Origin of the sequence: Hydrogenophaga sp. SL48 (genome assembly GCF_021729865.1) — a bacterium.
Taxonomy (GTDB): Bacteria; Pseudomonadota; Gammaproteobacteria; order Burkholderiales; family Burkholderiaceae_C; genus Hydrogenophaga.
In genome coordinates this window covers 3,011,644-3,030,027 of the sequence record NZ_CP063400.1, presented here as the reverse complement: position 1 = coordinate 3,030,027, position 18,384 = coordinate 3,011,644, and the positions used below count along the sequence as shown (strand labels likewise).

18 protein-coding genes are annotated in these 18,384 nt (G+C 68.2%); 13 read left to right on the top strand and 5 right to left on the bottom strand.

The window, feature by feature from the left end; translation table 11 throughout:
* The first annotated feature begins 253 nt into the window (after nucleotides 1-253).
* The 10 genes from IM738_RS14355 to IM738_RS14310 all read left to right on the top strand — a co-directional run bounded on the left by IM738_RS14355 (nucleotide 254) and on the right by IM738_RS14310 (nucleotide 10,877).
* On the top strand, nucleotides 254-475 hold the full coding sequence (locus tag IM738_RS14355) for a formate dehydrogenase (RefSeq protein WP_236961536.1): 222 nt from the start codon (nucleotides 254-256) through the stop codon (nucleotides 473-475).
* Nucleotides 476-492: 17 nt separating this feature from the next.
* Nucleotides 493-3,459 carry a formate dehydrogenase subunit alpha gene (locus IM738_RS14350; protein ID WP_236961535.1) on the top strand — a complete coding sequence of 989 codons (2,967 nt, stop codon included), beginning with the start codon at nucleotides 493-495 and terminating at the stop codon, nucleotides 3,457-3,459.
* 103 nt (nucleotides 3,460-3,562) lie between these two features.
* A complete protein-coding gene (fdh3B, locus tag IM738_RS14345) occupies nucleotides 3,563-4,171 on the top strand; it encodes a formate dehydrogenase FDH3 subunit beta (RefSeq protein ID WP_236961533.1) in 609 nt (202 codons plus the stop codon).
* Nucleotides 4,168-4,419, top strand: a complete 252-nt coding sequence (locus tag IM738_RS14340; RefSeq protein WP_442908428.1) for a hypothetical protein — start codon at nucleotides 4,168-4,170, stop codon at nucleotides 4,417-4,419. The genes fdh3B and IM738_RS14340 overlap by 4 nt, the downstream gene beginning before the upstream one ends.
* Before the next feature lie 13 nt (nucleotides 4,420-4,432).
* The gene (locus tag IM738_RS14335) at nucleotides 4,433-5,653 is read left to right on the top strand and encodes a formate dehydrogenase subunit gamma (protein WP_236961531.1); all 1,221 of its coding nucleotides are present in this window, start codon (nucleotides 4,433-4,435) and stop codon (nucleotides 5,651-5,653) included.
* A 19-nt stretch (nucleotides 5,654-5,672) separates the two neighbouring features.
* On the top strand, nucleotides 5,673-6,029 hold the full coding sequence (locus IM738_RS14330; RefSeq protein WP_236961529.1) for a hypothetical protein: 357 nt from the start codon (nucleotides 5,673-5,675) through the stop codon (nucleotides 6,027-6,029).
* Between the two features lie 29 nt (nucleotides 6,030-6,058).
* Nucleotides 6,059-7,003: a formate dehydrogenase accessory sulfurtransferase FdhD gene (locus tag IM738_RS14325; RefSeq protein ID WP_442908427.1), complete on the top strand. Its 945-nt coding sequence runs from the start codon at nucleotides 6,059-6,061 to the stop codon at nucleotides 7,001-7,003.
* 57 nt (nucleotides 7,004-7,060) lie between these two features.
* Nucleotides 7,061-7,693: a uracil phosphoribosyltransferase gene (upp, locus tag IM738_RS14320; RefSeq protein WP_236961525.1), complete on the top strand. Its 633-nt coding sequence runs from the start codon at nucleotides 7,061-7,063 to the stop codon at nucleotides 7,691-7,693.
* A gap of 239 nt (nucleotides 7,694-7,932) precedes the next feature.
* Nucleotides 7,933-10,464: an ABC transporter permease gene (locus IM738_RS14315; protein ID WP_236961523.1), complete on the top strand. Its 2,532-nt coding sequence runs from the start codon at nucleotides 7,933-7,935 to the stop codon at nucleotides 10,462-10,464.
* Nucleotides 10,465-10,469: 5 nt separating this feature from the next.
* On the top strand, nucleotides 10,470-10,877 hold the full coding sequence (locus IM738_RS14310; RefSeq protein ID WP_236961521.1) for a group II truncated hemoglobin: 408 nt from the start codon (nucleotides 10,470-10,472) through the stop codon (nucleotides 10,875-10,877).
* Nucleotides 10,878-11,351: 474 nt separating this feature from the next.
* Here IM738_RS14310 and IM738_RS14305 read toward each other — a convergent pair whose 3' ends face one another.
* On the bottom strand, nucleotides 11,352-11,993 hold the full coding sequence (locus tag IM738_RS14305) for a Smr/MutS family protein (protein ID WP_236961520.1): 642 nt from the start codon (nucleotides 11,991-11,993) through the stop codon (nucleotides 11,352-11,354).
* A gap of 177 nt (nucleotides 11,994-12,170) precedes the next feature.
* A complete protein-coding gene (radC, locus tag IM738_RS14300; RefSeq protein ID WP_236961518.1) occupies nucleotides 12,171-12,863 on the bottom strand; it encodes a RadC family protein in 693 nt (230 codons plus the stop codon).
* Nucleotides 12,864-12,983: 120 nt separating this feature from the next.
* Here radC and IM738_RS14295 point away from each other — a divergent pair, with 120 nt between their 5' ends.
* The 3 genes from IM738_RS14295 to serS all read left to right on the top strand — a co-directional run bounded on the left by IM738_RS14295 (nucleotide 12,984) and on the right by serS (nucleotide 15,952).
* Nucleotides 12,984-13,433, top strand: a complete 450-nt coding sequence (locus IM738_RS14295) for an FKBP-type peptidyl-prolyl cis-trans isomerase (protein ID WP_236961516.1) — start codon at nucleotides 12,984-12,986, stop codon at nucleotides 13,431-13,433.
* A gap of 109 nt (nucleotides 13,434-13,542) precedes the next feature.
* Entirely contained in the window at nucleotides 13,543-14,499 is a 957-nt protein-coding gene (gene ispH, locus IM738_RS14290) for a 4-hydroxy-3-methylbut-2-enyl diphosphate reductase (protein WP_236961514.1), read from the top strand.
* A gap of 133 nt (nucleotides 14,500-14,632) precedes the next feature.
* Complete coding sequence (serS, locus tag IM738_RS14285; protein ID WP_236961512.1) at nucleotides 14,633-15,952, top strand: serine--tRNA ligase; 1,320 nt, start codon at nucleotides 14,633-14,635, stop codon at nucleotides 15,950-15,952.
* Between the two features lie 66 nt (nucleotides 15,953-16,018).
* Here the strand turns inward: serS and IM738_RS14280 are convergent, their stop codons facing one another.
* The 3 genes from IM738_RS14280 to IM738_RS14270 form a co-directional block, all read right to left on the bottom strand.
* Nucleotides 16,019-16,252: a hypothetical protein gene (locus IM738_RS14280; protein ID WP_236961510.1), complete on the bottom strand. Its 234-nt coding sequence runs from the start codon at nucleotides 16,250-16,252 to the stop codon at nucleotides 16,019-16,021.
* A 95-nt stretch (nucleotides 16,253-16,347) separates the two neighbouring features.
* Nucleotides 16,348-17,199 carry a peptidoglycan DD-metalloendopeptidase family protein gene (locus IM738_RS14275; protein WP_236961509.1) on the bottom strand — a complete coding sequence of 284 codons (852 nt, stop codon included), beginning with the start codon at nucleotides 17,197-17,199 and terminating at the stop codon, nucleotides 16,348-16,350.
* Nucleotides 17,199-18,374 (bottom strand): Gfo/Idh/MocA family protein, encoded by a 1,176-nt coding sequence (locus tag IM738_RS14270; RefSeq protein ID WP_236961508.1) that lies wholly within the window; start codon nucleotides 18,372-18,374, stop codon nucleotides 17,199-17,201. The genes IM738_RS14275 and IM738_RS14270 overlap by 1 nt, the downstream gene beginning before the upstream one ends.
* Between the last annotated feature and the right edge of the window lie 10 nt (nucleotides 18,375-18,384).

Here is an 18,384-nt window from a genome sequence, read left to right as displayed (position 1 = left end):
GCTCTGCGGAGCGCGCCGGCCTCTGCGCTGCCACGTCAGCCGGGTGGCACGGTTTTGGCTATGAAGTCGCTAGCACACGTGGCGCGCTCGACCGTTGCTGGCCAGCCGCGTGTCAAGGGGCGGCCCGGCCCGTTGTTCGGTACCGATGGCCGCTTGCGTGCGGGTGGAGCGGCGGTTAGATTCGCCTTATGCAAAAAGCCCACAAGTCGCGTCAGGGGACGTGCAACGGGCGCTGTTCAACCAGGAGACATGCATGCACAAGCCGCCATCCGAGTCCCATTCCCGCCTGAGCCGGCGCACCCTGTTTGCCGGTGCGGGCACCGTGGGGGCGCTGGCCGCTGCGGTGAGCCTGATGCCGGGCGCCACCCCCGAAGCACCCCCTGAAGCGGCCGCTCCGCGCCCTGCGCCGGAGCGTGGCGGTGGTTACGCACTGACGGACCACGTCAAGCACTACTACAAGACCACCCAGATCTGAGCGCGCCGGAGACCCACATGTTGCTGACCAAAAAATCTTCCGGCACCGGCGCTCAGGGCGCCCGTGCCCACAGCAGTTTCGTCCACAGCCTGCAGCGCGGTCTGTCGGCGGCCCTGCCCACCATGGACCGCCGCGCGTTCCTGCGCCGCTCGGGTCTGGGCGTGGGCGTCGGGCTGGCCGCGACCCAGCTGACGCTGGTCAAGAAAGCCAAGGCCGCCGACGGCAAGTCCATCGACGGCAGCGGCAAGATCGAAGTCAAGCGCACCATCTGCACCCACTGCTCGGTGGGTTGTGCGACGGACGCCATCGTCGAGAACGGTGTCTGGGTGCGCCAGGAGCCGGTTTTCGATTCGCCCATCAACCTGGGTGCCCATTGCGCCAAGGGTGCGGCCCTGCGCGAGCACGGCCACGGCGAGTACCGCCTGCGCTACCCGATGAAGCTGGTGGACGGCAAGTACCAGCGCATCAGCTGGGACACGGCGCTGGAAGAGATCACCGCCCGCATGAAGAAGCTGAAGGAGGCGAGCGGGCCTGACTCGGTCTACTTCGTGGGCTCGTCCAAGCACAACAACGAGCAGGCCTACCTGCTGCGCAAGTTCGTGAGTTTCTGGGGCAGCAACAACTGCGACCACCAGGCGCGCATCTGCCACTCCACCACGGTGGCCGGTGTCGCGAACACCTGGGGCTACGGTGCGATGACCAACTCGTACAACGACATGCAGAACAGCCAGTGCGCGCTGTACATCGGCTCCAATGCCGCCGAGGCGCACCCGGTGTCCATGCTGCACATGCTGCACGCCAAGGAAAACGGCTGCAAGATGATCGTGGTCGACCCGCGCTTCACCCGCACCGCCGCCAAGGCCGACGAGTTCGTGCGCATCCGTTCGGGCACCGACATCCCGTTCCTGTTCGGCTTGCTGCACCACATCTTCAAGAACGGCTGGGAGGACAAGCAGTACATCAACGACCGCGTCTATGGCATGGACAAGGTGCGTGAAGAGGTGCTGGCCAAGTGGACCCCGGCCGCCGTGGAAGAGGCCTGCGGCGTCAAGGAAGACCAGATGTTCAAGGTCGCCAAGATGCTGGCCGAGGCCAAGCCGGCCACCATCGTCTGGTGCATGGGCCAGACGCAGCATTCCATCGGCAACGCCATGGTGCGCGCCTCGTGCATCCTGCAGCTGGCGCTGGGCAACGTGGGCAAGAGCGGCGGTGGCACCAACATCTTCCGCGGCCACGACAACGTGCAGGGCGCCACCGACGTCGGCCCCAACCCCGATTCGCTGCCGGGCTACTACGGCCTGGCCGCCGGCTCGTGGAAACACTTCGCTGCCGCGTGGGGCGTGGACTACGAATGGATCAAGAAGCAGTACGCCGAAGGCACCATGGAGAAGCCCGGCATCACCGTGTCGCGCTGGATCGACGGCGTGCTCGAGAAGAACGAGCTGATCGACCAGGACCCGAACATCCGCGGCATGTTCTTCTGGGGTCACGCGCCCAACTCGCAGACCCGTGGTCTGGAGATGAAGCGCGCCATGGACAAGCTGGACCTGCTGGTGGTGGTGGACCCGTACCCGTCGGCCACCGCGGCCATGGCGGCCATGCCCGGCAAGCCCGAAGACCTCAACCCCGACCGCGCGGTGTACCTGCTGCCGGCGGCCACGCAGTTCGAGACCAGCGGTTCCTGCACCGCGTCGAACCGCTCGCTGCAGTGGCGTGAGAAGGTGATCGAGCCGCTGTGGGAGAGCCGCAGCGACCACATGATCATGCACCAGTTCGCCGAGAAGCTGGGCTTCGCCACCGAGCTGTCGAAGAACTACAAGATGCAGAAGGTGCACGGCATGGACGAGCCCGTGCCGGAAGACATCCTGCGTGAAATCAACCGGTCGGTCTGGACGATTGGCTACACCGGCCAGAGCCCCGAGCGCCTGAAGGCCCACATGCGCAACATGGGCGCCTTCGACGTGAAGACGCTCAAGGCCAAGGGCAAGGTCGTGGACAAGGAGACCGGCTACGACATGACCGGCGACTATTTCGGTCTGCCCTGGCCCTGCTATGGCACGCCCGAGATCAAGCACCCGGGCTCGCCCAACCTCTACGACACCTCCAAGCACGTGATGGACGGCGGCGGCAACTTCCGCGCGAACTTCGGCGTGGAGCGCGAAGGCGTGAGCCTGCTGGCCGAAGACGGCTCGCACTCGGTGGGTTCGGAGATCACCACCGGCTACCCCGAGTTCGACCACGTGCTGCTCAAGAAGCTGGGCTGGTGGGACGACCTGAGCGACGCGGAGAAGGCCAAGGCCGAAGGCAAGAACTGGAAGACCGACCCGACCGGCGCGATCATCCGGGTGGCCATGGCCCACGGCTGCCATCCGTTCGGCAACGCCAAGGCACGCGCCGTGGTCTGGAACTTCCCCGACGCCGTGCCCCAGCACCGCGAGCCGATCTACGGCATCCGCCCCGATCTGGTGGCCAAGTACCCGAGCCACGACGACCAGAAGAGCCGCTGGCGCCTGCCCATCCTCTACAAGTCGCTGCAGCAGAAGAACATCGACGACAAGGTTCACGAGAAATTCCCGCTGATCATGACCTCCGGTCGCCTGGTCGAGTACGAAGGCGGTGGCGAAGAGACCCGCTCCAACCCCTGGCTGGCCGAACTGCAGCAGGAGATGTTCGTCGAGATCAACCCGGCCACGGCGGCATCGCGCGGCATTCGCAACGGCGAACGCGTCTGGGTGAGTTCGCCCACCGGCGCCCGCATCAACGTGCAGGCGCTGGTCACCGAGCGGGTGAACGATCACACCGTGTTCCTGCCGTTCCACTTCTCCGGCCGCTGGCAGGGTGAAGACATGAAGGCCCACTACCCGGCAGGCGCGATGCCCGTCGTGCGGGGCGAGGCTGTCAACACCGCCACGACCTACGGGTACGACATCGTCACGATGATGCAAGAGACCAAGACGACGGTCTGCAATGTAGAGAAGGCGTGAACATGACCCCCACGCTTTTCACTTCGTGTAATGCGCTGCCCCCCGAGGGGGCGCGTTTTCCCTTGGGGCGGCCCGGCGGGAAAACCACCGAACAGGAGACACCATGGCAAGAATGAAATTCATCTGTGACGCCGAGCGTTGCATCGAGTGCAACGGTTGCGTCACGGCCTGCAAGAACGAGAACGAAGTGCCTTGGGGCGTGAACCGCCGCCGTGTGGTCACGCTCAACGACGGTGTGCCCGGCGAGAAGTCGATTTCGGTGGCCTGCATGCATTGCAGCGACGCCCCCTGCATGGCGGTCTGCCCGGTCAACTGCTTCTACCGCACCGACGAAGGCGTGGTGTTGCACGACAAGGACGTCTGCATCGGCTGCGGCTACTGCTCTTACGCCTGCCCGTTCGGCGCACCTCAGTTCCCATCGCAGGGTACCTTTGGCGTGCGCGGCAAGATGGACAAGTGCACCTTCTGCGCCGGTGGCCCGGAAGAGCACGGCAGCGCCGCCGAGTTCGAGAAGTACGGCCGCAACCGCCTGGCGGAGGGCAAGCTGCCCGCCTGTGCCGAGCAGTGTTCGACCAAGGCCCTGATCGCCGGCGACGGTGACACCGTGGCCGACATCTTCCGCACCCGTGTGCTGCGCCGTGGCAAGGGCGCCGAAGTCTGGGGCTGGGGCACGGCCTACGGCACCGCCACCAAGGAAGGCGCCAAATCATGATGCAGCAAGTTCTCCCCCGCATCGCGCTGGCCGCCGCCGCGCTGGCCTTGGTCGCGTGTGGCGAAACGCCGCAGGATCTCACCGGCCAAGGGGTCAAGCAGGATGGCGCCCCCTACGCTGGCGTGGGCAGCAGCCAGTACGCGCAGGCCGGCTGGAAGGTCGGCGACAAGGCCAGCTGGGAGCAGCAGCTCAAGGCGCGCGCCCAATATGGGCAAAACGACTACACGCGCATGGGCGCGAAGCCCTGACGGAGGGACAGCCATGACACGGCCCTCCTTTTTCGCTTCTCCACACGGCTGGCGCGGTGGCCTGATCGCTGCCCTGCTGGCACTCAGCGCTGGCTGGGCATCCGCTCAAACGGCTCCCGGCGCCGCCGCGCCCGCCGATGCAGCGCAGGTCGCACCGGCAGCACCGGCCGTGGCCGGCGTCAAGAGCGCGAACATTTTCGAGATCGCGCCCGACGCCAGCACCGACCCCCAGTACGCCGAACAGACCAACGCCGAACGGCGTCAGGTGCAACCCGGCAACAACGCGCCGATGTGGCGCGACGTGGGCAAGGGCGTCACCGGTTACAGCAGCCTGCCGCTGAGCCAGGCGCCCGAAGCGGGCAACCTGATCCAGCCGTTCGTGCAGTACCCGGGTTCGCGCCTGACCAACGCCGGCGAGGCCTGGCGGCAGGTGCGCAACGACTGGCTGATCCCCTACGGCGGGGCGCTGCTGTTCATCGTGTTGCTGGCCCTGGCCATCTTCTACATGACCAAAGGACCGCTGGGCGGGCACCTCAAGGACACCGGTCGCACCATCGAGCGCTTCACGCCGCTGGAGCGCGCGGCGCACTGGTCCAACGCGGGCGCCTTCATCGCGCTGGCGGGGTCGGGCATCGTGATGGCCTTCGGCAAGTTCTTCCTCCTGCCCGTGATCGGCAGCACGCTGTTTGGCTGGCTGACGTTTGCACTGAAGAACCTGCACAACTTCGTGGGCCCGCTGTTTGCCGTGTCGCTGCTGATCGTGATCGTGACCTTCATCAAGGACAACATCGCCAACGCGGCCGACTTCGTCTGGCTCTCCAAGCTGGGCGGCATGCTGGGGGACAAGGAAGTGCCCTCGCACCGTTTCAACGCGGGCGAGAAGGGCCTGTTCTGGTGGGGCATCACGATCCCCGGCATCGTGGTGGTGGGCTCCGGCCTGTTCCTCGACAAGCTGCTGCCCGGCATGTTGTACCTGCGGGGCGACATGCAGATCGCACACATGCTGCACCTGGTGTGCGGGCTGGTGATGATGTCTCTCCTCATGGGCCACATCTACATGGGCACGATCGGCACGAAAGGCGCTTACGGCGCCATGAAGACGGGCTATGTCGACGAGGCCTGGGCTCAAGAGCACCACGAGCTCTGGTACGACGATGTCAAGGCCGGCAAGATCCCTGCCCAGCGCAGCCAATCAGCCGGACCGTCGGTGGGCGATGCCACCGCCAAGGCCTGACCCCTTAAGGACATTTGCGATGAAATCATTCCTGCTCGTTTCCCTGCTGCTCACCGCCTCGGTCGGCGCCATGGCCAAGTTGCCCGCCCCCGTGCTGGACGACGCCGCCAAGGCCAAGGCGGAGGAGGCCAAGGCCAAGACCGCGCACACCGGCAAGGTGGACGGCTACAAGCTGTGTCTGTCGATGGACCGTGCGGCCGCGCACTACGCCAAGACCGCTGCCGCTTCGGGCAAACCGGTGAAGCCGGCCACGGCGACGCCGCCCTGTGCCGATCCCGGCCCCTTCGTCTGGCCCGCGCCCGCTGCGGCGGCTGCCCCGGCCGCGGCTCCTGCCACGCCCGCAGCCCCTGCTGCCGCCCCGGCCAAAAAATCCTGATGCGGCGCCTGAACGCCCGCTGATGCATCATGTGGAAGGCCTTCGGGCCTTCTTCCTTTTGTGAATTCCCCGCCGTGACCCTTGTTGACCCCTCCCCCGTGCCGATCCTGCCCCGATTGACCCAGGCCATCGCACCGCTCACCCGGGCGGTGGCGGTGGTGGACGAGTACGGCCAGCCCGGCACGGTGTCGATCCCCGCCGAGCGCGACCTCACGGTGTACGTGGACAAGCGCGAACTCGTCACGCTCATGACCCTGGGTGCCCACCCCGAGTGGCTGGTGCTGGGCTTCCTGCTCAACCAGCGCCTGGTGGGTTCGGTGAGCGACATCGAGTCCATCACGGTCGATTGGGAGGTGGGCGCCGCCGCCGTGGTCACGCGACACGGCATCGACCGCATCGAAGAACGCACCTCCAAACGCGTGGTCACCACCGGCTGCGGCCAGGGCAGCGTGTTCGGCGGGTTGATGGACGAGATTCACCGCATCGCCTTGCCGCCCGACGCGGTGCTGCGCCAGTCGCAGCTCAACCGCATCGTCAACACCATCCGCCTGAAAGAAAGCACCTACAAGTCGGCCGGCTCGGTGCACGCCTGCGCGCTGTTCGTGGACGACCAGCTGCAGCTGTTTGTCGAAGACGTGGGCCGCCACAACGCGGTGGACACTATCGCCGGCTGGATGGCCTTGCAGGTCGACCTGCCTCTGGGGCAAAAGGTGTTCTACACCACCGGTCGCCTGACCAGCGAGATGGTCATCAAGTCGGCGCAGATGGGCGTGCCCCTCGTGGTGTCGCGTTCGGGCATCACGCAGATGGGCCAGCAGATCGCCGAGCGCGTGGGCCTGTGCGCCATCGGCCGCGCGACCCACACGCGCTTTCTCTGCTACACGCACCCGCAGCGGCTGGTGTTCGACGCGATCCCGGCCGCCCCGGTGGCGGAGCGCAGAGCGGCGCCGGTCGCACGATCCGAAGCCGCATAAACTCAGGTCAACGCCGGCCGTTGGGGCCAGCCCCCACCCGCCGAGAGAGCCTAGCCGATGAGCCGCGACGTCCACATCATTGATCACCCCCTGGTGCAGCACAAGCTCACGCTGATGCGCCGCAAGGACACCAGCACCAAGAGCTTCCGCGAGCTGGTGCACGAACTCTCGGCCCTGCTGGCCTACGAGATCACGCGCGAGATGCCGATGCAGACCATCGAGATCGAGACACCGCTGGAGAAGATGCAGTCGCGCGTGATCGACGGCAAGAAGGTCGTGCTCGCGTCCATCCTGCGCGCGGGCAACGGTTTTCTCGATGGCATGCTGCAGGTCATTCCCGGCGCACGGGTGGGCCACATCGGCCTGTACCGCGACCCGGCCACGCTGCAGGCGGTCGAGTACTACTTCAAGATGCCCAGCGGCATGGAAGAGCGTGACGTGATCGTGCTCGACCCCATGCTGGCCACCGGCAACTCGGCCGTGGCCGCCGTGGACCGGCTGAAACAGACCAAGCCTCGCTCGATCCGCTTCGTGTGCCTCGTGACCTGCCCGCAGGGCATCAAGACCTTCCACGACGCCCACCCCGACGTGCCGATCTACACCCCGGCGGTGGACCGTGAGTTGAACGAACACGGCTACATCGTGCCGGGCCTGGGCGACGCGGGCGACCGGATCTTCGGGACGAAGTAGAACCACCCCCATCGCCGGTTCACTGCGTGTAACCGGCTCCGCCCCTCAAGGGGCAACGCGAGCGGGCCGGCAGAGCCGGACCCGCCGCGTTCCCGGCTTCTGCGCCTCGCGCTCCGGATGCGCCGCGCTTTTGAATCGAACTCCTTTCGTTGGTTTTTCGTGTCCTGGTTCCGGGCGCGTCGCTCGGGGAATTGCTGCCTTCGTGGGTGCGGTTCAACCCGATGCGTTAAGGTCGCGCCATGGACCATCGACCCCCTTCCTTCTGGCAACTCGGCTGGCGTTCCCTTTGGCGCGACTGGCGCGCGGGTGAATTGCGGTTGCTGCTGCTGGCGGTGACGCTGGCGGTGGCGGCGCTGACGGCGGTGGGGTTTTTTGCCGACCGGTTGCAGGGTGGGTTGACGCGGGACGCGCGGGCGCTGATCGGTGGCGATGCGGTGATCCAGAGCGACAACGCGCCCCCGCCGGCCTTTGAGGAGCAGGCGCGCAGCCTGGGCCTGCAGACGGTGCAGACGCTGGGCTTTCCCACCATGGGCCGGGCGCGCGACGAAGACGGCGGTGCGGCTCGGCTGGTGGCGCTGAAGTCGGTGGCGCCCGGTTACCCGCTGCGCGGCGCCTTGCGGGTGGCGGACGCGCCCGAAGCCGCCGATGGGGTCACGCGCGACATTCCGGCGCCGGGCACGGTCTGGGTCGATGCGGCCTTGCTGGCCGCGCTCGACCTGAAGATAGGCCAGCCGTTGCTGCTGGGGGATTCGAGCTTCACGTTGGCCAAGGTCATCGTGGTCGAGCCCGACCGGGGCGCGGGTTTCATGAGCTTCGCGCCGCGCGTGATGATCAACGCCGCCGACCTGCCGGCCACCGGCCTGGTGCAGCCCGCGAGCCGGTTGAACCACCGGATCGCGGTGGCCGGGAACGACGCCGCGGTCAAGCGCTTCGTGACCTGGGCCGAGGCCGAGATCGCCAAGCCCGAGGTGCGGGGCCTGCGCCTGGAGTCGCTCGAAGGCGGGCGGCCCGAGATGCAGCAGACGCTGGCGCGCGCCGAAAAATTCCTCAACCTCGTCGCGCTGCTGGCGGCCCTGCTGTCCGCCGTGGCGGTCGCGATCGCGGCGCGGGGCTTCGCGCAGCGCCACCTCGACGACTGCGCCATGATGCGCGTGCTCGGCCTGTCGCAGGGCGCGATGGCGCGTGCCTACGCCTTCGAGTTCATCGTGGTCGGTCTCGCGGCCAGCGTGCTGGGCGTGCTCGCCGGCTACGCCTTTCATCATGTGTTCGTGCTGCTGCTGGCGGGGCTGGTCGAATCGGCCTTGCCGGCCGCGAGCGTCTGGCCGGTGTTGCTGGGCCTGGGCATGGGGCTCACGCTGATGCTGGCCTTCGGCCTGCCGCCGGTGCTGCAGCTGGCGCAGGTGCCGCCGCTGCGCGTGATCCGTCGCGACGTGGGCCAGCTCAAGCCCGCGACGCTGGCCGTGCTGGGCCTGGGCGTGGCGGGTTTTGCGGTGCTGCTGCTGGCCGCCAGCCGCGATCTCAAGCTCGGTGGCATCGCCGTGGGCGGCTTTGCCGTGGCGGTCGCGGTGTTCGCCCTGGTCAGCTGGGGCGCCGTGTGGCTGCTGCGGCGCAGCGTGAACGAAACCACCGCGCCGCGCGCGCTGGTGCTCGCCACGCGCCAGCTCTCGGCGCGCCCGGCCTATGCCGTGGTTCAGATCAGCTCGCTGGCCGTGGGCCTGCTCGCGCTGGTGCTGCTGGTGCTGCTGCGCACCGACCTCATCGCCAGCTGGCGCAACGCCACACCGCCCGACGCGCCCAACCGGTTCGTCATCAACGTGCAGCCCGAGCAGGGCGCGGCCTTCCAGCAGGCGCTGCGCGACGGAGGCATCGCCAAGTTCGACTGGTACCCGATGATTCGCGGCCGCCTGGTGTCGGTCAACGGCCAGCCGGTGCAGCCCGACAGCTACGAGAGCGAGCGCGCGCAGCGCCTGGTGGAGCGCGAGTTCAACCTCTCGCACACCGAGGTGCAGCCGCCGCACAACGAGGTGGTGCAGGGCCGGTGGACCGCCAACGAGGCCGACGGCCTGAGCGTGGAAGAGGGCCTGGCGGAGGAGCTGGGCCTCAAGCTGGGCGACACGCTGGGCTTCGACATGGCCGGCGTGGCCGTGAACGGCCGCATCACCAGCCTGCGCAAGGTGGACTGGGGTTCCATGCGCGTCAACTTCTTCGTCATCTTCCCGCTCGCGGAGATGCCCGACGTGCCCGTCACCTACATCAGCGCTTACCGCGTGGCCGACAGCGACAAGCGCTTCGACAACACGCTGGTGCGGCAATTCCCGAACATCACCAACGTGGACATGAGCCAGACCATCGCGCAGGTGCAGCGCGTGCTGGGCCAGGTGATCCGCGCGGTCGAATTTCTGTTCGCCTTCGCACTCGCCGCCGGGCTGGTGGTGCTGCTGGCCACGATCACCGCCACGCGCGGCGAACGCGAGCGCGAGTTCGCGGTGCTGCGGGCCGTGGGCGCCAGCTCGAAGCTGCTGCGCGACGTGCAGCGCATCGAGCTGTTGGGCGTGGGCCTGCTCGCGGGCCTGCTGGCCTCGGTGGTGGCGATGGGCGTGGGCTGGGCGCTGGCGCGCTTCGTGTTCGAATTCAGCTGGCAGCCGTCGCTCTGGGTGCCGCTGGGCGGCGCGTTGGCGGGCGGTGTGCTGGCGCTGATGGCTGGCTGGTGGGGCCTGCGCAGCGTGTTGCGAACCCCCGTTGTTGAAACCTTGCGCCGCGCCGCGGTGTGACCCCGATGAACGCTTCTGAATCTCCCGTTTCCCCCACCACCCCGTTTGAATGGATCGGCGGCGAAGCCCGCGTGCGGGCGCTGGTGGACCGCTTCTACGACCTGATGGACATCGAGCCGGGTTACCGCGAACTGCGCGCCGCGCACGGCAGCACGCTGGACGACGCGCGGCAGAAGCTGCACTGGTTTTTGTGCGGCTGGCTGGGCGGCCCGTCGCACTACGAAGAGCGCTTCGGCCACCCGCGCCTGCGCATGCGCCACATGCCGTTTGCCATCGGCATCGTCGAGCGTGACCAGTGGCTGGCGTGCATGGACCAGGCGATGGGCGAGACCGGGGTGCCTGAGGATCTGAGGGGCCGGTTGAAAGACAGCTTCTTCAAGACCGCCGACTGGATGCGCAACACGCCTGCCTGAAGCCTTCCGTGGGTTTCTGGCGAGCCACGGCTTGTGGTGGGTGCAGAGGCTTCCTCTCTCCTCGCGCTTGCTCCGTCGCACCTCGCGCAGGCCGATGGCGTCACCCCCGTTCTCCGGCCCACGCTCGCCGTCGGATGGTTGTGCGCGCAGCCGCTACGGCGTCAACCCTGAACGGGTGCGCGCCCTCTGTGGCAACGGCGAATGGGGCCTGCGCCCGGGGCAGCCGCCATCGTCCTCAAACACAGAAGGGCGTGCCAGCGGGCTCGCTCAAACATCACGTCGGGGCAGGTGGTTTGGGTGAGCGGGCGCAGTCCCCATTCGCCGTTGCCACAGAGCGTGCGCGCTGCAACGGTGTTGATGAAGCAACGGCAGCGCACCCTCGCAGCCGCCCGAGAGGTGGGATGGAGAACGAGCACCCGGACCACCTGCCCCTGCCCACCCGCAACATGCGCCGAAGGGCGAAACCCAAGGCGCTCAGCGCCCCACAGACTTGAGCAGCACCACCAGCGCCCCGGCCCCGCCCTCGGCCGGCCGCGCCTGAACGAAAGCCATCACTTCCTTCTTCTGCACCAGCCAGCGCAGCACCCGGCCCTTGAGCACCGGCGCGCGGCCCGGCGAGCCCAGGCCCTTGCCGTGCACCACGCGCACGCAGCGCAGGCCCAGCTGGTGCGACTCGCGAACGAAGCGGCCCAGCGCCTCGCGTGCTTCGTCCACCCGCAGGCCGTGCAGGTCGATCTGGCGCTGGATGCTCCAGTGGCCTTCGCGCAGTTTGCGCATCACGTCCGGCCCCAGCCCATGGCAGTGGTAGCTCAGCTGGTCATCGGTGTGCAGCAGCGTTTCCACATCGAAATCGTCCGACAGGGCCTCGCGCATCACGGCGTCTTCGTCGAGCTGGCGCTGTCGCGGCTCGGGTGGCACATGGCGCGGCGGGTGCACCGCGCGCCGCGCAGCGGACAGCGGCCGCACCGGGCCGACCGCCAGTTCAAACAGTCGCTTCTCACGGTCCAGCCGCTGCAGGCGCAGGCGCTCCGCCTCGCGCGCCGCCGCCTCGGCGGCCGCCCGCTGGGCGATCACCTGCTGCAGCGTCTTGAGTTCGGACAGCGAGCGCAGTTTCATGGTGGCGCGATTCTCGCGCAGGAGGAGTAACCAATGCCTTGAAGCCGGCATTGCCGAGCAAGATGGCCCAGAGGCAGCCGGAGCGCGTGCCCAACCCAGCACACACCGAAGATCCGGCTTCGCCGGTCCAAGGGTGTGGTCCCCCAAGGGGGGAAGCCGCTCAGCGGCGCAGGGGGGTCAAATCAGACCGAGCTCTGCCATGGACGCCGCTTGATCCCGTGTGACGATGAAATGGTCGAGCACCCGCACGTCCACCAGCGCCAGTGCCGCCTTGAGCGTCTGCGTGAGCGCCTCGTCGGCGCGCGAGGGGCGGGCTTCGCCGCTGGGGTGGTTGTGCGCCAGCACCACCGAAGCCGCGTGGTGGTGCAGGGCCCTAAGCACCACCTCCCTGGGGTACACGCTGGTCTGGGTGAGGGTGCCGCGAAACAGCTCTTCGAGCGCGATCAGGCGGTTCTGGCTGTCGAGGAACAGCACAGCAAACACCTCGTGCGCTTTGGCGCCCAGCTGCAGTTGCAGGTACTCGCGCACCGCTTTCGGGCTGTCGAACAAGGGCTTCTGCTGCAGCTCCTGTGCCAGCGCCCGGCGAGCCAGTTCCAGCACCGCCACCACCTCGGCGCGTTTGGCCGGCCCCAGGCCCTTGATCACCTTCAGCGCTTCGGCGCCGGTGTGCAGCAGGCCGCCCACGCCACCGAAGCGGTCGAGCAGCTCCTGGGCGAGCTGGATCACGTGTTTGCCGGCCATGCCGGTGCGCAGCAGCAGGGCCAGCAACTCGGCATCGCTCAGGGCCGAGGGGCCGCGTGCGAGCAGTTTTTCGCGCGGTCGCGCGTCGCTCGGCAGGCTCTTGAGTCCGGTGCTGGCAAGGCCATTCATGTGAGTTGTTCCCTGGGTGTGCCCGCTTTTTACAATAGCGGCTGTTGCGTGGCGGGCACGAACCGGCGGTTTTCCGCGGTTTCGGTCCACCATCCCCTCTGTTTCATCCCCCATTTGTCCATGACCCAAGTCCAAGACGGCTCTTTTCTCACCCTGCACTACCGCATGTCCGGTCCGCAGGGCCAGGTGATCATCGACACGTTCGAGGGGCAGCCCGCCACCTTGAGCCTGGGCTCGGGACAGTTGTCGCCGGCCATCGAGCAGCGCCTGCTGGGTCTGGAGGAGGGCACGCGCACCGTGATCGAGCTGGCCGCCGGCGAAGCTTTCGGCGAGCGCCAGCCCGAGATGGTCCAGTGGGTCGCGCGCAAGCTGCTGAGCGAGCTGGGCGACCCGCACGAACAGTACGTGGCCGGCGACGTGGTGCAGTTCCCCACGCCCGATGGCCTGGGCAGCTACGCCGGCTCGGCGGTCGAGGTGCGCGAAGACGGCGCCGTGCTGTTCGACTTCAACCACCCGCTGGCGGGCCAGCCAGTGAAGTTTGAAGTCCAGCTGATTGGAGTTTTGGATTGACCCCCCTGCGCCGCTTCGCGTCACCCCCCAGGGGGCAGCATCTGCGGCCCGGCAAAGCCGGTTCCGCGATGCCCTGGGTTGCAGCACTTCACGCCGAGGACTTTTCTGTATGAGTGAGATTCTTCTTGCCGAACCGCGTGGCTTCTGCGCCGGCGTGGACCGCGCCATCGAGATCGTCGAGCGCGCGCTGGCCAAGTTTGGCCGGCCGATCTATGTGCGCCACGAGATCGTTCACAACACCTATGTGGTCAACGACCTCAAGGACAAGGGCGCGATCTTCATCGAGGAGCTGTCCGACGTGCCGCCGGGCGCCACGCTGGTGTTTTCGGCGCATGGCGTGAGCAAGGCGGTGCAGGACGAAGCCCGCGCGCGTGGCTTCCAGATCTTCGATGCCACTTGCCCGCTGGTGACCAAGGTGCATGTGGAGGTGGCCAAGCTGCACAAGGAAGGCTTCGAATTCATCATGATCGGCCACAAGGGGCACCCCGAGGTCGAGGGCACCATGGGGCAGCTCAGCGAGGGCATCCACCTGGTGGAGGACATTGCTGACGTGGCCCGGATCCAGCCGGCCCAGTGCGAGAAGCTGGCCGTGGTCACGCAGACCACGCTGTCGGTGGACGACACGGTCGGCATCCTGGAGGCGGTCAAGGCGCGTTTCCCCATGGTGCGCGAGCCCAAGCAGCAGGACATCTGCTACGCCACCCAGAACCGCCAGGACGCGGTCAAGCTCATGAGCCCGCAGGTGGACATCGTGATCGTGGTCGGCAGCCCCACCAGCTCCAACAGCAACCGCCTGCGCGAGGTCGCGATCAAGCTCGGCACGCCCAGCCACATGGTGGACAACGCCGACGAGCTGCAGGCCGGGTGGTTCGAGGGCAAGTCCCGCGTGGGCCTCACGGCCGGGGCGTCGGCGCCCGACATCCTGGTGCAGCAGGTCATCGAGCGCCTGAAGGCCTTTGGCGTCATCGCCGTGCGCCGCATGGACGGCCTGACGGAAACCATCAAGTTCCCGCTGCCCAAGGGGCTGAAGATCACGGGTGACGGCCCGGTTGAACACATACATTAGCCCCCCCCGCGCCGCCTTCGGCGTCACCCCCCAGGGGGCGCCAGCAGCGGCCCGGCGAAGCCGGTTCCGCGCTGGCCTGGGTGGGGCGATGCCTCTTCGCAGCCGGACGTGCTGCAAACCTACAATCTTCCCCATGCTTGACATCCTCCAACTCAGAAAAGACCTGGACGCCGTGGTGGCGCGCCTGGACACCCGCAAGTCGCCCCAGCCTTACCTGGACGTCGCCGCCTACCAGGCGCTGGAATCTGAGCGCAAGACGCTGCAGACCCGCACCGAGGCGCTGCAGAGGCAGCGCAACAGCCTGTCCAAGCAGATCGGCATGCTCAAAGGCAAAGGCCAGCACGCCGAGGCAGACGCGGTGATGGCGCAGGTGGGCGAGATGAAGGCCGAGCTGGAAAGCTCCGCCGCCCGGCTGGAAGTGATCCAGGCCGAGCTGCAGAACCTGCTGCTGGCCGTGCCCAACCTGCCGCACGAGAGCGTGCCGGTGGGCGCGGGCGAAGACGGCAACGTGGTGGTGCGCAGCTGGGGCACCCCGCGCACGTTCGACTTCGAAGTGCGGGACCACGTGGACATCGGCGAGAAGCTGGGCCTGGACTTCGACACCGGCGCCAAGCTGGCCGGCTCGCGCTTCACCTTCATGCGCGGCCCGATCGCCCGCCTGCACCGCGCGCTCGCCCAGTTCATGCTGGACGTGCAGACGCAGGAACACGGCTACACCGAGTGCTACACGCCCTACATCGTCAACGGCGAGACGCTGCGCGGCACCGGCCAGTTGCCCAAGTTCGAGGGCGACCTGTTTGCCGTGAAAAAGGGTGGGCAGGAGGGCGAAGAGATGCCCGACACCCAGGCGCTGTACCTGATCCCCACCAGCGAGGTGACGCTGACCAACGTGGTGCGCGACACCGTGTTGTCCGAGGCCGAGCTGCCGATCCGGATGACGGCCCACACGCCGTGTTTCCGCTCCGAAGCCGGCAGCGCCGGGCGCGACACGCGCGGCATGATCCGCCAGCACCAGTTCGACAAGGTCGAGATGGTGCAGATCGTGCACCCCGAGAAGAGCTACGAAGCGCTCGAAGCCATGACCGGCCACGCCGAGGCCATCCTGCAGAAGCTGGGCCTGCCCTACCGCGTGATGAGCCTGTGCACGGGCGACATGGGTTTTGGCGCCAGCAAGACCCACGACCTCGAAGTCTGGGTGCCGGCGCAGGGCACCTACCGTGAGATCAGCTCGATCTCCAACTGCGAGGCCTTCCAGGCCCGCCGCCTGCAGGCGCGCTTCAAGAACGCCCAGGGCAAGAACGAACTGGTGCACACGCTCAACGGCTCGGGCCTGGCCGTGGGCCGTGCGCTGGTGGCGGTGCTGGAGAACTTCCAGAACGCGGACGGCAGCGTGACGGTGCCCGAGGTGCTGCGGCCCTACATGGGCGGGCTGGAGCGGCTCTCGCCGGCCTGATGGCACTCAAACGCCCATGAAAAAAGCCCCGCACTGCGGGGCTTTTTCTTTGTGGCTGGGAGGTGCTCAGTTGGGCTTGTCCGAGCGCTGGCGAAAGCCCTTGGCCTGCATGCAGTGTTTGACCAGTTCCTCGGCCTGGTCTTCCTTGACCTTGCTCAACCCCGTCTGGAACTTGCATTCGGACTCGATGTTGGCGGTGTCAAAGGCGCTGACTTCGTTCTTGAACCAGTAGGGCTTGGACGTGGAGCAGGCGGTCAGCAGGAGGCCGGCGGCGGCGAGGGCAAACAGGGCGCGGGTCAAAAGAGTCTCCAGAGCGGGCGGGCAGGGGGTGGGCAGGCCCGCATTTTGCCTGCATTCGCTGCGATCTTTCGTCATTTCCCCGGCGAATCCGCGACTTATCCGTCAATAAACAACGCCGGGTCCACCATCGCACGGTTGAGCATCACGCCCCAGTGCAAATGCGGCCCGGTGACGCGGCCGGTCGCGCCCACCGCGCCCAGGCGCGCGCCCGCCGGCACCGCGTCGCCGACCCGCACGGCGATGGCGCTCAGATGGCAGACCATGCTGAGCAGACCGCCACCGTGGTCGAGCCAGACGGTCTGGCCGTTGAAAAAGTAGTCGCCGGTGTCGATCACCCGGCCCGCCAGCGGTGCCACCACCGGTGCGCCCTGCGGGGCGGCGATGTCCATGCCGCTGTGCGGGTTGCGCCCCTGACCGTTGAACAGCCGCCGCAGGCCGAAGGAGCTGGAGCGCCGCCCCGGCGTGGGCACGCGCATGCGCAACGTTGTTGGCAGGGGCTCGCTGAAGGTCGCGATCACCCGTTGCTGGTGGTCGCGCTCGCGCTCGAAGCGCGCGAGGTCGTCCGGCGACAGGTCCACCGTCCTGGGCGCCACCTTCAGGCGCTGCTCGGCGTAGCGTTTGGGGGCCACGCGGTAGGCCAGCTCGCGCGGTGCGCCGCCATCAACCGGCACCGCGATGCGCGCCTCGCCCGGTTCGGCCGCCAGCGGGATACCGACCAGCGCGGTCCACCCCGCCGGGTCGCCGAGCACGAGCAGGGGCAGCTCGCCCGCCAACGCGGCCGGGCGCTGGCTGGCTGGCCCGAGCGGCACGTGGGCCACGCCGCCAGGCACGGCCGACGCCATGGGCCAGGCGTGGCCATCGGCGCTGGCCCACGCCGGGAGCGCATCGAGCGCGAGGCCCGCGGCGCCGAGCAGCACGGCCCGTCGGTGAAAGCTCGGGGCGCGCATCAGGCCGCCGTCCACGCACCGCCGTCGGCGCTGGAGCGGATCACCGCATCGACAAAACGCATGCCCATCCAGCCGTCGTGCGCGTTGGGGAAGTGCAAGGCCAGCGGGTCGGGTGTCTGGCCGGCTCGCCGCGCGGCGATGGCCTCGGCCGCGTCCGAATACAGGTTGGCGAAGGCCTCGGGGAACCCTTCGGGGTGGCCAGCGGCCACGCGCGTGGATCGCAGCGCCAGCGGCAGCGTGCCCGGGCCGCGCGGTGTGAGCAGCTGCGCGGGCGCGTCCAGCGGCTTGAAGCTCAGCACCTGCGGGTGTTCCTGCTGCCACTCCAGCGTGCCGCGCGAGCCGCTCACGCGGATGCGCAGGCTGTTCTCCACGCCAGCCGCCGCCTGCGTGACCCAGAAGCTGCCGCGCGCGCCGCCGTCCAGCCGCAGCAGCGCGCCCGCGAAGTCGTGCGCCGTGCGATCGGGCACCACGCAGCCCAGTTCGGCCGCGACCTGCTCCACCTCCTGCCCGGTGACGAAGCGCAGCAGCTGGTGGGCGTGGGTGCCGATGTCGCCCATGACCAGCGACGGCCCGCCGCGCGCCGGGTCGGTCTTCCAGGCCACGCGGCCCGGGCCAGGCTTGGCGCGACCGCCCTGGACGTACTCGACCTGCACCATGCGGACCTCGCCGAGCTGGCCTTCGGCCACCATCGCGCGGGCCTGACGCACCATGGGGTAGCCGCTGTAGTTGTGCGTGAGGCAGAACACGAGGCCACTCGCCTGGGCCTTCTCTCGCAGTTGTGCCGCTTCGGCCAGGGTGTTGGTCATGGGCTTGTCGCAGATCACGTCGAAACCGTGGCCGAGCGCCGCCATCGCGTAGGGAAAGTGGCTGTCGTTGGGCGTCATGATCGCCACCACCTCGGCGCCGTCGGCGCGCGCCGCCTCAGTGGCCATCAGCGTCAGCGCGTCGGGGTGGCAGCGGTCGGCGGGCAGGCCGAGTTGCGCGCCGGCGGCCACCGAGCGCTGTGCGTCCGACGACATCGCCGCGGCCACGATCTGATAGCGGTCGTCCAGCCGCGCGGCCTGGCGGTGCATGGGGCCGATGAAGGAGCCCGGCCCGCCGCCGATCACGGCCAGGCGCAGGCGGCGGCCCAGCAGGGCGACCACGGGGTTGAGGTGGGGGGCGGCAAGGGTCATGGTGCGGTCG